The 13205-nt window shown below is 70.5% G+C and carries 12 protein-coding genes; 11 read left to right on the plus strand and 1 reads right to left on the minus strand.

The genetic code is table 11. The features are described 5' to 3' along the window. Nucleotides 1-7 precede the first annotated feature (7 nt). The 3 genes from ABD927_RS14575 (at nt 8) to rlmD (ending at nt 3230) form a co-directional block, all read left to right on the plus strand. A complete protein-coding gene (locus ABD927_RS14575) occupies nt 8-952 on the plus strand; it encodes a peptidoglycan DD-metalloendopeptidase family protein (RefSeq protein WP_345250551.1) in 945 nt (314 codons plus the stop codon). 10 nt (nt 953-962) lie between these two features. Then, nucleotides 963-1754, plus strand: coding sequence for a 3'-5' exonuclease (locus ABD927_RS14580; protein ID WP_345250552.1), 792 nt, complete (start codon nt 963-965; stop codon nt 1752-1754). A gap of 84 nt (nt 1755-1838) precedes the next feature. After that, nucleotides 1839-3230 (plus strand): 23S rRNA (uracil(1939)-C(5))-methyltransferase RlmD, encoded by a 1392-nt coding sequence (gene rlmD / locus ABD927_RS14585; protein WP_345250553.1) that lies wholly within the window; start codon nt 1839-1841, stop codon nt 3228-3230. Between the two features lie 130 nt (nt 3231-3360). On the opposite strand, the gene ABD927_RS14590 is transcribed toward rlmD, so the two are convergent. Continuing rightward, a complete protein-coding gene (locus tag ABD927_RS14590; protein ID WP_345250554.1) occupies nt 3361-4062 on the minus strand; it encodes a Bax inhibitor-1/YccA family protein in 702 nt (233 codons plus the stop codon). A 249-nt stretch (nt 4063-4311) separates the two neighbouring features. Here ABD927_RS14590 and ndk point away from each other — a divergent pair, with 249 nt between their 5' ends. The 8 genes from ndk to der all read left to right on the plus strand — a co-directional run bounded on the left by ndk (nt 4312) and on the right by der (nt 13135). Further along, nucleotides 4312-4737, plus strand: a complete 426-nt coding sequence (gene ndk, locus ABD927_RS14595; protein WP_345250555.1) for a nucleoside-diphosphate kinase — start codon at nt 4312-4314, stop codon at nt 4735-4737. Nucleotides 4738-4763: 26 nt separating this feature from the next. Next, nucleotides 4764-5957, plus strand: a complete 1194-nt coding sequence (gene rlmN / locus ABD927_RS14600; protein WP_345250556.1) for a dual-specificity RNA methyltransferase RlmN — start codon at nt 4764-4766, stop codon at nt 5955-5957. A 60-nt stretch (nt 5958-6017) separates the two neighbouring features. Then, entirely contained in the window at nt 6018-7160 is a 1143-nt protein-coding gene (locus ABD927_RS14605) for a RodZ domain-containing protein (RefSeq protein WP_345250557.1), read from the plus strand. 21 nt (nt 7161-7181) lie between these two features. Next, a complete protein-coding gene (gene ispG, locus ABD927_RS14610; protein ID WP_345250558.1) occupies nt 7182-8477 on the plus strand; it encodes a flavodoxin-dependent (E)-4-hydroxy-3-methylbut-2-enyl-diphosphate synthase in 1296 nt (431 codons plus the stop codon). Nucleotides 8478-8499: 22 nt separating this feature from the next. Further along, nucleotides 8500-9798: a histidine--tRNA ligase gene (hisS, locus tag ABD927_RS14615; RefSeq protein ID WP_345250559.1), complete on the plus strand. Its 1299-nt coding sequence runs from the start codon at nt 8500-8502 to the stop codon at nt 9796-9798. Between the two features lie 123 nt (nt 9799-9921). Then, complete coding sequence (locus ABD927_RS14620; RefSeq protein WP_345250560.1) at nt 9922-10554, plus strand: YfgM family protein; 633 nt, start codon at nt 9922-9924, stop codon at nt 10552-10554. After that, on the plus strand, nt 10555-11721 hold the full coding sequence (gene bamB / locus ABD927_RS14625) for an outer membrane protein assembly factor BamB (RefSeq protein WP_345250561.1): 1167 nt from the start codon (nt 10555-10557) through the stop codon (nt 11719-11721). Between the two features lie 7 nt (nt 11722-11728). Beyond that, on the plus strand, nt 11729-13135 hold the full coding sequence (gene der, locus ABD927_RS14630; protein ID WP_345250562.1) for a ribosome biogenesis GTPase Der: 1407 nt from the start codon (nt 11729-11731) through the stop codon (nt 13133-13135). The last annotated feature ends 70 nt before the right edge of the window (nt 13136-13205 follow it).

Genomic DNA, 13205 nt, shown 5'->3' on the forward strand with positions numbered 1-13205 from the left:
GAACTGGATGCTGAATGGCCCCAAGCCGAGCCTGATCGAAGCGGACGGCGCCGCCCCGCGCCGTGCCGCCGTGCCGCTGCGCCGCGTGCGCGCCGGCGCGCTGGCGGCGCTAGCCGCGCTGCTGCTGGCCGCCTGCGGCTCGACGCCTCCTCGCACGGTTCCGGTGGTCGACCGCACGACACCGGTCCGGCCGTCGCCGTCCACGCCGCCGGCGGCCACCGCCGGCCGCGAGGCGATCCAGCCCGTCGATGGCGATACCTACGTGGTCAAGCGCGGCGACACGCTCTACCAGATCGCCCTCGATCACGGCCAGGACTGGCGCGACATCGCGCAATGGAACAACCTGACCGACCCCAACCACCTGCTGGTCGGCCAGCAGCTGAAGGTGGCCCGGCCGTCGGCCGGCGCGCGCCCGGCCGATGCCTCCGTGGCGCAAGTGGCGCCGGTGCCGGGGCCGGCGGCCTCGGCGCCGCGGCCGCTCGACGAGCAGGCGCCGCCCGCCGCGTCCACGCCGGCGCCCGGCGACCAGGCCGCGGCGCCCAGCCCCACGCGCTCGATTCCGGTCAAGCCCGACGCCCCGGGCGATAAGGTCGACTGGGCCTGGCCGGCCAGCGGCAAGGTGATCGAAACGTTCAACGAGTCCCGCAACAAGGGGCTCGACATCGCCGGCACCCCGGGCGACCCGGTGCTGGCGGCCGGCGACGGCAAGGTGGTCTACAGCGGCAACGGGCTGCGCGGCTACGGCAACCTCATCATCATCAAGCACAACAACGTCTACCTGTCGGCCTACGCGCACAACCGCGCGATGCTGGTCAAGGAAGGCCAATCGGTGCGGCGCGGCCAGAAGATCGCCGAACTGGGCCAGACCGACACCGATTCGCCGCGCCTGCATTTCGAGATCCGCCGCCAGGGCCGGCCGGTCGATCCGTCGGCCTACCTGCCGCAGCGCTAGCGGAGCCGCCATGACGCCGATGCTGGTGTTCGACCTGGAAACCATCCCCGACGTGGCGGGACTGCGCGTGCTGAACGGGTGGGGCGCCGAGGTCCCCGACGCCGACGTCGCCGAACGCGCGTTCGCCGCGCGCCGCGAGGCCGTGGGCCACGATTTCCTACCGCTGCACCTGCAGAAGATCGCGGTCATCGGCTGCGTGTTCCGCGACGACGACGGCTTTCGCGTGCGCTGCATCGGCAAGGCCGACGACCCGGAGGCCTCGCTGGTGTCGGGTTTCTTCAAGACCATCGAACGCTACACGCCGCAGCTGATCAGCTGGAACGGCTCGGGTTTCGACCTGCCCGTGCTGCACTACCGCGGTTTGATCCACGGCGTGCAGGCCGCCCGCTACTGGGACATGGGCGAGGACGACCGCGACTTCCGCTTCAGCAACTACATCAGCCGCTACCACAACCGGCATTGCGACCTGATGGACCTGCTAGCCAAGTACAATGGCCGCGCCAACGCGCCGCTCGACGAACTGGCCAAGCTGTGCGGCTTTCCCGGCAAGCTGGGCATGGACGGCAGCCAGGTCTGGCGGGCGTGGCAGGAAGGCCGGGCCGACGAGGTCCGCGCCTATTGCGAGACCGACGTCGTCAATACCTGGCTGATGTTCTGCCGCTTCCGCTTCATGCGCGGCATGCTGTCGCGCGACCAGTACGACGCCGAGATCGCGCTGGTGCGCGACACGCTGCAGGCCATCGACCAGCCGCACTGGCGCGAATACCTGGCCGCCTGGCCGGCCGCCGGCGCGATGCGCTAGCGCCGCGCAACGGCGGCCCCGGCCGGATGCCGGTGCGCCGGCCGCCACGCAAGACGGGCCGCCCCGCGGCCATCCACCGAGTCCATGACCCAATCACAAGCCATTCAAGAAGCCCCCGCGCTGCCCCGTACCACGGGCGAGCCACTGCCCGAAGGCGCCGTCCGCGTCGAATCGCTCGACCTCGAAGGCCGCGGCGTCGCGCGCCGCGACGGCAAGGTGGTGTTCGTCGAAGGCGCGCTGCCGGGCGAAATCGCCACGCTGAAGGTGCTCCGGCGCAAGCCCTCGTACGAGATCGCCCAGGTCGAGAGCCTGCTGCGCGAATCGCCGCAGCGCGTCGTGCCGCGCTGCCCGCATTTCGGTACCTGCGGCGGCTGCGCGATGCAGCACATCGAGCCCGCGGCCCAGGTCGCCATCAAGCAGCGCGTGCTGGAAGACACGCTGTGGCACATCGGCCGGCTGGTCCCGCAGCGGGTGCTGCCGCCGATCCACGGGCCGTCCTGGGGCTATCGCTACCGTGCCCGCCTGTCGGTGCGCCACGTGCCGAAGAAGGGCGGGGTGCTGGTAGGCTTTCACGAACGCAAGAGCAGCTACGTGGCCGACATGCGCGAATGCCACGTGCTGCCGCCGCCGGTGGCGCGCCTGCTGATGCCGCTGCGCGCGATGGTGGAGGCGATGGCCGCGCGCGACCGCCTGCCGCAGATCGAGGTGGCGGTGGGCGACGCCGCCCCGGTGCTGGTGCTGCGCCACCTGGTGCCGCTGGAAGAGGCCGACCTCGGCATCCTGCGCCGCTTCGCCGCCGAGCATGGCGTGCAATGGTGGCTGCAGCCCAAGGGGCCCGACAGCGCCCATCCGCTGGAGCCGGCCGACGGCGACGCGCTGGCCTACGCGCTGCCCGAATTCGGCCTGCGCATGCCGTTCCGGCCCACCGATTTCACCCAGGTCAACCACGCCATCAACCGCGTGCTGGTGTCGCGCGCGCTGGCCCTGCTGGAGCCGCAGCCCGCCGACCGCATCGCCGACCTGTTCTGCGGCCTGGGCAACTTCACGCTGCCGCTGGCCACCCGCTGCGCCGAGGCGGTGGGCGTGGAGGGCAGCCAGGCGCTGACCGACCGCGCCCTGGAAGCCGCCCGCCGCCACGGCCTGGACAGCCGCACCCGGTTTTCCACCCTCAACCTGTTCGAGGTCGACGCCGACTGGCTGCGCGGCCTGGGCCGCTTCGACCGCATGCTGATCGACCCACCGCGCGAAGGCGCCCAGGCGGTGGCCCAGGCCCTCGCCCGGCTCGGCCCGCACGCCCCGCGCCGCATCGTCTACGTATCCTGCAACCCGTCCACGCTGGCGCGCGACGCCGCGATCCTGGTCCACGAAGGCGGCTACGTGCTGCGCAGCGCCGGCGTCATCAACATGTTTCCCCACACCGCGCACGTCGAATCGATCGCGGTGTTCGAACCCGGGCCGGTGCCCGCCCCCGAATAAAAAAGCGCCGGTTACCCGGCGCCTTTCCCCGCCAGCACGACACCCCCTCCAGGATGCGGCGGATCCGGCTCCGCCGGTCCGCTCGCATCGCCCCCTGGGGGGCGCGCGTCAGCGCGTAGGGGGGGGCCAATCAATCCCGGCTACCGCCGAAGATACCGAGCAGCGCCAGCAGATTCGCGAACACGTTGTACAGGTCGAGGTAGATCGCCAGCGTGGCCGACACGTAGTTGGTTTCGCCGCCGTTGACCACGCGCTGCAGATCGACCAGCATGAAGGCCGAGAAAATCGCGATGGCCAGCACCGAGATGGTCAGCATCAGCGCGGGCAGTTGCAGGAAAATGTTGGCCAGCGCGGCCAGCAGGATCACCACTGCGCCCACGAACAGCCACTTCGACAGCGCGGACAGGTCGCGCTTGACGACGGTGGACAGCACCGCCATCGTGGCGAACACGGCCGCCGTGCCGCCGAATGCCGTCATGATCAGCGTGGCGCCGTTGCCCAGGCCCAGCACGAAACCGATCAGGCGCGACAGCATCAGTCCCATGAAGAAGGTGAAGCCCAGCAGCAGCGCCACGCCGGTGCCGCTGTTCTTGTTGCGTTCGATGCCGAACATCAGGCCGAAGGCGCCGATCAGGAATACCAGCGCCGACAGGCCGGGGCTGGCGCCCATGACCTGGGCCAGGCCCGTGCTTACGCCGATCCAGGCGCCCAGTACGGTGGGAACCATCGATGCGGCCAGCAGCCAGTATGTATTTCGCAACACGCTGTTGCGGACTACCGCGCCGGGCGCAGCCCCGGTGCGGGCGAGGGAGGTGGTGCGGAACTCGTCCATGTTCGAGCGACTCCTATGTGGTCGTTTTTTGGCGCCGGGCGGCCGCCAGGACCTTCCTGGCAGCCTTTCCTGCTCCGGGCCCCGCGAGCGGGCCAAATTGTTGTTACGTTGTTTGTATGAGACTTCGAGTATGCCCGAGGGTTCCGGCCTGATCCACCCGAGTCGGCATGGTAATTCCCCCAAGCCTTCGCATGATACAATTTCGGGTTTAAGTTCACCCAAAAGTATTTGTTTTTATTGGAGTTTTTGATGGCCCTCGAGCGCACCCTGTCGATCATCAAGCCCGATGCCGTTGCCAAGAACGTCATCGGCCAGATCATCACCCGTTTCGAAAACGCCGGCCTGAAGGTCGTGGCCGCGCGCATGCTGCAGCTGTCGCGCGCCGACGCCGAGCGTTTCTACGCCGTGCACGCCGCGCGGCCCTTCTTCAAGGATCTCGTCGACTTCATGGTTTCCGGCCCGGTTTTCGTGCAGGTGCTGGAAGGCGAAGGCGCGATCCAGAAGAACCGCGACCTGATGGGCGCCACCGACCCGAAAAAGGCGGAAAAGGGCACCATCCGCGCCGATTTCGCCGACAGCATCGACGCCAACGCGGTGCACGGCTCCGACGCCGCCGAAACCGCGAAGGTCGAGATTGCCTTCTTCTTCCCCGAACTGAGCATCCATACCCGCTGAAACCCGCCGCGCCTGCCGTTTCCGCCATGAACGCCGCCTCGTCCGTCGACCTTGCCGCCGCGCCGTCCGTCCAGCCGATCAATCTGCTGGGCCAGGATGCGGCCGCGCTCGAGGAACTGGTCGCGGGCTGGGGCGACAAGCCGTTCCGCGCGCGGCAGGTGATGCGCTGGGTGCACCAGCGCGGGGTGGCCGATTTCGGCGCCATGACCGACCTCGCCAAGGCGTTCCGCGAGCGGCTCGCGCAGCGCTGCGAGGTGCGGCTGCCGGCGGTGGTGGCGGCGCAGAAGTCGGCCGACGGCACGCGCAAGTGGCTGCTCGACGTGGGCAGCGGCAACGCGGTCGAAACCGTCTTCATCCCGGAAGACGACCGCGGCACGCTGTGCATCTCGACCCAGGCCGGCTGCACGGTGGCCTGCCGCTTCTGCTCCACCGGCCACCAGGGCTTCAACCGCAACCTGGATGCCGGCGAGATCGTCGGCCAGCTGTGGCTGGCGCGCAGCGTGGTCGCGGCCGACGGCGCCGCGCGCATCGCGCCGGGCGGCGCGGCCGGCCGCGAGGCCGACGACGGCCGCGCGATCAGCAACGTGGTCATGATGGGCATGGGCGAACCGCTGCTCAACTACGACAACACGCTGGCCGCGCTGCGCCTGATGCTCGACGACAACGCCTACGGCCTGTCGCGGCGCCGCGTCACGGTGTCGACCTCGGGCGTGGTGCCCATGATGGACCGCCTGGCGCGCGACTGCCCGGTGGCGCTGGCGGTATCGCTGCACGCGCCGAACGACGCGCTGCGCGACGACCTGGTGCCGCTCAACCGCAAATACCCGCTGGCCGAGCTGATCGCCGCCTGCCAGCGCTACCTGGAATTCGCGCCGCGCGACTTCATCACGTTCGAATACGTGATGCTCGACGGCGTCAACGACGGCGACGAACACGCCCGGCAACTGATCGACATCGCGCGCCGGGTGTCGTGCAAGTTCAACCTGATTCCGTTCAACCCGTTCCCCCAGTCCGGCCTGCGGCGTTCGCCCGCGCCCCGCGTCAGGCTGTTCGCCCAGCGCCTGATGGATGCCGGCATCGTGACCACGGTCCGCAAGACGCGCGGCGACGACATCGACGCCGCCTGCGGCCAGCTGGCCGGCGAGGTCAAGGACCGGACCCGCCTGAAAGAGCGGATGTCCGACGGCCGCTTCGGCCGCATCGTCGAGGTGCGCGGGTGAGGGCGGTGCCCGCGGCCGGGAGGAACAGGCGCGCACAGATGCGCCGGCAAGGAGTGTTCGATGACTGATCTCGACACGGTGGAGAGCGCCGCCGCCCGCAACGACGGCGCCGCGGGCGCGTCGGTGGGCAGCCGCCTGCGCACGCTGCGCGAGCAGCGCGGCTGGTCGCAGGAAGACGTCTCCGCCCACATCAAGTTCGCGGTCCGGCAGGTTCGCGCGCTTGAAGACGAGCGCTGGGAAGACCTGCCGCAAGGCATGTCGCTGCGCGGCTTCGTGCGCAACTATGCGCGCCTGCTCGACATCGACCCCGAACCGCTGCTGGCGTCGATTTCCAACCGGCTGCAAAGCCCCGACCCCGTTTCGCTGGCCCAGGCCTCGTCGCTGTCGAGCCCGATCGCGCGTTCCAGCGGCCGCGGCTGGCCGCCCGCCGGCCGGCGGCGCCCGGCGTCATGGCTGATCGCCGGCTTCATGGTGATACTGGCGGTGGCGCTGCTGAGCTTCGCGCTGGTCAAGCAGGGCAAGCTGCCGTTCGGCAGCGGCAGCGCGCTGGATTCGCCGGTGGCGGCCGGTACCGCGGCCGCCCCGGCGGTCGTGCCGGCCTCCGACGGGACGGCCGCGCCGGCGGCCGGCGCTGCGCGGTCCGGCGCGGCATCCGCCGGCGCCGCGGCCATGGCCGGGGCCGGTGCGTTGTCCGGCGCCACGCCTGCCGGCTCCGCGCCGGGCGCCACGGCCGGAGCAATGCCGCCGGGCGCTTCGGCCGGCGCCATGTCGCCGGCCGCCTCCGCCATGCCGGCTTCGCCTGTCCCCGGGCCGGCCGTGCCGGGCGCCGCCTCCCAGGCGGCACCCGGTTCCGCCGCCCAGGCCACGCCACCCGGCGCCACGGCCCAGGCAACGCCCGCCGGCAGCGCCACGCAGGCGCTCCCGGGCACGGCGGCCGCTTCCGGTGCTGCGGCCCCGGCCGGCCAGGGCCAGCCCGGGCTGGCCCTGCAAACGACCGAACCGAGCTGGATAGAAGTGCGCCGGGCCGACGGCACGGTCGCGCTGTCGCAAACCCTGGAGGCCGACGCCCGCTACGACATCGACGCCTCGGCGGCGCCGCTGCGCGTGGTGATCGGTAATGCGAAAGGCGTAAGGTTGTCGTGGCGCGGCAAGCCGGTCGAGCTGTCGTCGCGCGACAACGTGGTCCGCCTGACCTTGCAATAATCCCTCACAGGTACTTTCACCATGACCGAGCCGACCTCTTTCTTCGAATCCGGCCGCGAGCCGGAACCGGCCGGCCCCGCGCCGCGACGCCGCACGCGCGAGGTCCGCATCGCCTGGGACGACACCGTGGTGGCGGTGGGCGGCGACGCGCCGGTCATGGTGCAGTCGATGACCAACACCGACACCGCCGACGCCGTGGCCACCGCGATCCAGGTCAAGGAACTGGCGCTGGCCGGCTCGGAAGTGGTGCGCATCACGGTCAACACCACCGAGGCCGCGCGCGAGGTGCCGGCCATCCGCGAACAGCTCGACCGCATGGGCGTGAAGGTGCCGCTGGTGGGCGATTTCCACTACAACGGCCACAAGCTGCTGACGCAATTCCCCGACTGCGCGCAGGCGCTGTCCAAGTACCGCATCAACCCCGGCAACATGGGCGCGGGCCGCAAGCGCGACGACAATTTCGCCCAGATGATCGAGGTCGCCTGCCGCCACGAAAAGCCGGTACGCATCGGCGTCAACTGGGGCAGCCTCGACCAGGACCTGCTGGCCCGCATGATGGACGACAACGGCCGCCGCGCGGCGCCGTGGGACGCCCAGGCCGTGATGCGCGAGGCGCTGGTGGTATCGGCCATCGACAACGCCCGCCGCGCCGAGGCCCTCGGCCTGCCGGGCGACCGCATCGTGCTGTCGTGCAAGGTCAGCAACGCGCAAGACCTGATCGCCGTCTACCGCGACCTCGGCAAGCGCTGCGACTACCCCCTGCACCTGGGCCTGACCGAGGCCGGCATGGGCAGCAAGGGCATCGTCGCCTCCACCGCGGCGATGGGCGTGCTGCTGCAGGAAGGCATCGGCGACACGATCCGCGTCTCGCTCACGCCCGAGCCCAACGGCGACCGCGCCAAGGAAGTGGTGGTGGCGCAGGAAATTCTGCAAAGCCTGGGCCTGCGCGCGTTCGCGCCGATGGTGGTGGCCTGCCCCGGCTGCGGCCGCACCAGCAGCACGGTGTTCCAGGAACTGGCCGACAGCATCCAGCGCTACCTGCGCGCGCAGATGCCGGTCTGGCGCCTGCGTTATCCCGGCGTCGAATCGATGCACGTGGCGGTCATGGGCTGTGTGGTCAACGGCCCCGGCGAAAGCAAGTTCGCCGACATCGGCATCAGCCTGCCGGGCACCGGCGAACAGCCGGTGGCGCCGGTATTCATCGACGGCCGGCGCACGGTCACGCTCAAGGGCGAACGCATCGCCGAAGAGTTCCAGGCGCTGGTCGAAGACTACGTGGCGCGCCGCTACGGCGAAGGCGCCGCCGCCCGCGCCTAGGCGGGCTTTCCTACCCCACGACATGGCAGACACTTTCCAGAAGCTGGCCGCGATCCGCGGCATGAACGACGTGCTCCCCGGCGACGCCGCGCGCTGGGAGCGGCTCGAATCGCTGGTGCGCGACTGGCTGCGCAGCTACGGCTACCGCAACCTGCGCACGCCGGTGCTCGAATACACGCGCCTGTTCACGCGCGGCATCGGCGAGGTCACCGACATCGTCGAAAAAGAGATGTACAGCTTCACCGATTCGCTCAACGGCGATTCGCTCACCATGCGGCCCGAGTTCACCGCCGGCATCGTGCGCGCCACCATCGAGCACAGCCTGATCTACGACCGCCCGCAGCGCGTGTTCGCCATCGGCCCGGTGTTCCGGCACGAGCGCCCGCAGCGCGGCCGCTACCGCCAGTTCCACCAGATCGACGTGGAAGCGCTCGGCTTCGCCGGCCCCGACATCGACGCCGAACTGATCCTGATGCTGGCGCGGCTGTGGAAGATCCTCGGCCTGACCGACATCCGGCTCGAGCTGAACTCGCTCGGCTCGGCCGAAGAGCGCCTGGCCCACCGCGAGGCGCTGATCGCCTACCTGGAAGGTTTCAAGGACCAGCTCGACGAAGACGGCCAGCGCCGCCTGTACACCAATCCGCTGCGCGTGCTCGACACCAAGAACCCGGCCCTGCAGCAGATCGCCGACGACGCGCCGCGGCTGCTCGATTTCCTGGGCGAGGCATCGCGCGCGCACTTCGACGGCGTGCGCCGCAGGCTCGACGACGCCGGCATCGCCTACCGGATCAACCCGCGGCTGGTGCGCGGCCTCGACTACTACAACCTGACCGTCTTCGAGTGGGTGACCGACCGCCTCGGCGCGCAAGGCACCGTCTGCGGCGGCGGCCGCTACGACGGCCTGATCCAGCTGCTGGGCGGCAAGCCGGCGCCGGCGGTCGGCTTCGCCATCGGCATGGAACGCCTGCTCGACCTGTGGACCCAGGCGGCCGAACAGGAGGCCGAGCCCGAGTGCGACGTCTACGTCGTCCACCAGGGCGAGGCGGCCTCGCTGCGCGCGGCGGCGGTGGCCGAAACCCTGCGCGACGCCGGGCTCGACGTGGTCCTGCACTGCGGCGCGGGCAAATTCGGGGCGCAAATGAAGCGCGCCGACGCCAGCGGGGCGGCGTTCGCGGTCATCCTGGGCGACGACGAGATCGCGGCCGGCCAGGCCACCGTCAAGGATCTGCGCCAGGCCGCCCAGCCGGGCGCCGACAACCAGCGCCGGCTGCCGTTCGACGGCCTGGCCGAGGCGCTGGTCGACGCGCTGGCGGCCGGCTGAGCGCCTGCCGCCGCGGGAAGCGACCACCACGCGGGAATCGGCGGAATCCGTTAATCTCCCGCTCTTGACACCGAGCGCGGCGGCGAACGCCGCGCGCTGCCATCAGAACATACCGGGGCGTGAATGGCCTACGACATCGAAGAACAGGAACAGATCGAATCCCTCAAGGCCTGGTGGGGCCGCTACGGCAATGCCGTATTGACCGTGCTGACCGCCGCGCTGCTGGCGGCGGCCGCCTGGAACGGCTGGAACTGGTACCAGCGGCGCGAGGCGGCGCAGGCCATGGGCTATTTCGAAGCGCTGCAGCAGGCCGCCGAAGCCAAGGACATCGCCCGCGTCAAAGACGCCGCCGGCACGCTGCTCGACAGCTACGCCCGCACCGCCTACGCGCCGCGCGCCGCGCTGCTGGCCGCCCATGCCTATGCCGAAAGCGGCGACACCCGCTCGGCCCGCGCCCAGTTGCAATGGGTGATCGACCACGGCGACGACGCGCTGGCGGCAGTGGCCCGCCTGCGGCTGGCCGGCCTGCTGCTGGACGAAAAAAACCCTGACGAAGCGCTGTCGGTGCTGTCGGCGGCCGAGCCGCCCGCGTCGTTCGCCTCGCTGTATGCCGACCGCCGGGCCGACATCCTGGTGGCGCAAGGCAAGCGCGACGAAGCCCGCGCGGCCTACAAGGAAGCTCTCGACAAGCTCGACCCGGCCGCCGACCTGCGCTCGTCGATCCAACTCAAGCTCGATGCCCTCGGAGGTGCATGAATGAAAGCTGTCGTTCGCCGGGCCCGGCCGGGCCGCATCGCCGCCGCCACCGTGCTGGCCGCCGCGGCCCTGCTGGGCGGCTGCTCGCTGTTTGGCGGCAGCAAGCCGCGCTACGTGCCGGCACCGCTGAAGAATTTCCAGGCCACGCTGCCCGTGTCGACCGCCTGGAGCGCGTCGGTCGGCGGCAAGGCCGGGGTCGGCTTCGTGCCGGCCGTGGCGGGCGGCGCGGCCTATGCGGCCGGCGCCGACGGCACGGTGGCCAAATTCGACCTGGCCACCGGCAACGCGCTGTGGCGCGTGTCGCTGAAAGACAAGCTGTCGGCCGGCGCCGGCAGCGACGGCCGCATCACCGCGGTGGCCACGCCGCGCGGCGAGGTGATCGCGCTCGACGACACCGGCAACGTCAAGTGGCGCGCGCAGGCCACCAGCGAAATCATCATCCCGCCGCTGGTGGGCGGCGGCCTGGTGGTGGTGCGCAGCGGCGACTACCGCATCCAGGCCTTCGACGCCGAAACCGGCCGCCGCCGCTGGAGCGTCCAGCGGCCGGGCCCGGCGCTGGCGCTGCGCGCGCCGGCCGAGATGATGCTGTCCAACGGCTATGTATTCACCGGGCTGCCGGGCGGCAAGATCATCGCCATCTCGATCGACACCGGCGCGGTGCGCTGGGAAGGCACGGTGGCCAACCCGAAAGGCACCAGCGAGCTGGAGCGGGTGGCCGACGTGGTAGGCATGCCGGTGATCTCCGGCCGCCAGTTGTGCGCCGTCACCTACCAGGGGCGCATCAGCTGCTTCGACGTCAGCTCGGGCAACGCCACGTGGTCGCGCGAGTTCTCCAGCGAGTCCGGCATGGCGGCCGACGTCCGCTTCGCCTATGCCGCCAACGATCGCGGGGCGGTGTTCGGCTTCTCGCTCGACAGCGGCGCCAACGTCTGGAAGCAGGAGGCGCTGCTGAACCGCTCGCTGTCGGCGCCCGCCTCGGTGGGCCGGGCGATCGCGGTGGGCGATTTCGAAGGCTACGTGCACTTCCTCGGCCGCGAGGACGGCACGCTGCTGGCCCGCGCGGCCACCGACGGCAGCCCGATCACGATGCGGCCGGTGGCCACCGACAACGGCGTGCTGGTACAGACATCCAAGGGCACCCTGGTGTCGCTTCGGGTGGGACAATAGGAAACACATGGCCGAGGCCACATTCAAGCCGGTAGTCGTCCTGGTCGGACGGCCCAACGTCGGCAAATCGACGCTGTTCAACCGGCTGACCCGCTCGCGCGACGCGCTGGTGGCCGATTTCCCCGGCCTGACCCGCGACCGCCACTACGGCGAGGGCAGGGTGGGCGACCATCCCTTCATCGTGGTCGACACAGGCGGTTTCGAGCCGGTCGCCAAGGAAGGGATCATGGCCGAGATGGCCCGGCAGACGGTGCAGGCGGTAGACGAAGCCGACGTCGTGGTCTTCCTGACCGACGGCCGCGCCGGCCTGACCGCCCACGACCGCGAGATCGCCGACCGCCTGCGCCGCTCCGGGCGCCGCATCCTGCTGGCCGTCAACAAGGCCGAAGGCCTGTCGCGCGCCAACGCGGCGGCCGAATTCTACGAACTGGGCCTGGGCGAGCCGCTGCCGATCTCGGCCGCGCACGGCGACGGCGTGCACACGCTGGTCGAAGAGGCGCTGCAGGGGCTGGTGCCGGAAGCGCCGGAGCCCGGCACGGAAGAAGAGGCCGCCGGCGCAGGCGCCGAGGGTGAAGGCGAAGCCGAACCCATGCCCGTGCCGCACCGCGTGCGGCTGGCCATCGTCGGCCGCCCCAACGTCGGCAAATCCACCCTGGTCAACACCCTGCTGGGCGAGGAACGCGTGATCGCCTTCGACCAGCCCGGCACCACCCGCGACGCGATCGAGATCGACTTCGAGCGCGGCGGCCGCCAGTACACGCTGATCGACACCGCCGGCCTGCGCAAGCGCGGCAAGGTGTTCGAGGCGATCGAGAAGTTCTCGGTCATCAAGACCCTGCAGGCGATCGAGGCCAGCAACGTCGTGCTGCTGATGCTCGACGCCAGCACCGAGATCTCCGAGCAGGACGCCCACATCGCCGGCTTCGTGCTGGAAACCGGCCGGGCGCTGGTGGTGGCGATCAACAAGTGGGACGACGCCGATGCCGACCGGCGCGACGAGATCAGGCGCGAGTTCGACCGCAAGCTGCGCTTCCTGTCGTTCGCCAAGATGCACACCGTTTCGGCGCTGCGCAACGCCGGCATCGGCCCGCTGCTGAAATCGATCGACGCGGCCCATGCCGCCGCCTTCGCCAAGCTGTCGACGCCGCGCCTGACGCGCGAGCTGCACGCGGCCGTCGAACAGCAGCAGCCGCCGCGCAAGGGCCTGTTCCGGCCCAAGCTGCGCTATGCTCACCAGGGCGGCCAGAATCCGCCGCTGATCGTGATCCACGGCAGCGCGCTCGACCAGGTGCCGGATTCCTACCGGCGCTATCTCGAAGCGCGCTTTCGTGAAACTTTCTCGCTGCAGGGCACTCCATTGAGAATCGAGTTTCGCAACTCGAGGAATCCTTATCTCGAAAAAACGAACGCCTGACGACGCGGCGGCTTTCGCCGGGCGGGGGCTTCGCGGCGGCGCCTGCGGGGGCACGAGATACGGGCGGGCG

Origin of the sequence: Pigmentiphaga soli, assembly GCF_039541095.1 — a bacterium.
Classification (GTDB): Bacteria; Pseudomonadota; Gammaproteobacteria; order Burkholderiales; family Burkholderiaceae_B; genus Pigmentiphaga; species Pigmentiphaga soli.

Excerpts from the sequence above, each read along its gene's own strand:
- ABD927_RS14575 (WP_345250551.1), top strand. The coding sequence starts at position 8 with ATGCTGAATGGCCCCAAGCCGAGCCTGATCGAAGCGGACGGCGCCGCC.
- rlmN (WP_345250556.1), top strand. The coding sequence starts at position 4,764 with ATGAACGCCGCCTCGTCCGTCGACCTTGCCGCCGCGCCGTCCGTCCAG.
- der (WP_345250562.1), top strand. The coding sequence starts at position 11,729 with ATGGCCGAGGCCACATTCAAGCCGGTAGTCGTCCTGGTCGGACGGCCC.
- ABD927_RS14580 (WP_345250552.1), top strand. The coding sequence starts at position 963 with ATGACGCCGATGCTGGTGTTCGACCTGGAAACCATCCCCGACGTGGCG.
- ABD927_RS14605 (WP_345250557.1), top strand. The coding sequence starts at position 6,018 with ATGACTGATCTCGACACGGTGGAGAGCGCCGCCGCCCGCAACGACGGC.
- rlmD (WP_345250553.1), top strand. The coding sequence starts at position 1,839 with ATGACCCAATCACAAGCCATTCAAGAAGCCCCCGCGCTGCCCCGTACC.
- ABD927_RS14590 (WP_345250554.1), bottom strand. The coding sequence starts at position 4,062 with ATGGACGAGTTCCGCACCACCTCCCTCGCCCGCACCGGGGCTGCGCCC.
- ABD927_RS14620 (WP_345250560.1), top strand. The coding sequence starts at position 9,922 with ATGGCCTACGACATCGAAGAACAGGAACAGATCGAATCCCTCAAGGCC.
- hisS (WP_345250559.1), top strand. The coding sequence starts at position 8,500 with ATGGCAGACACTTTCCAGAAGCTGGCCGCGATCCGCGGCATGAACGAC.
- bamB (WP_345250561.1), top strand. The coding sequence starts at position 10,555 with ATGAAAGCTGTCGTTCGCCGGGCCCGGCCGGGCCGCATCGCCGCCGCC.
- ispG (WP_345250558.1), top strand. The coding sequence starts at position 7,182 with ATGACCGAGCCGACCTCTTTCTTCGAATCCGGCCGCGAGCCGGAACCG.
- ndk (WP_345250555.1), top strand. The coding sequence starts at position 4,312 with ATGGCCCTCGAGCGCACCCTGTCGATCATCAAGCCCGATGCCGTTGCC.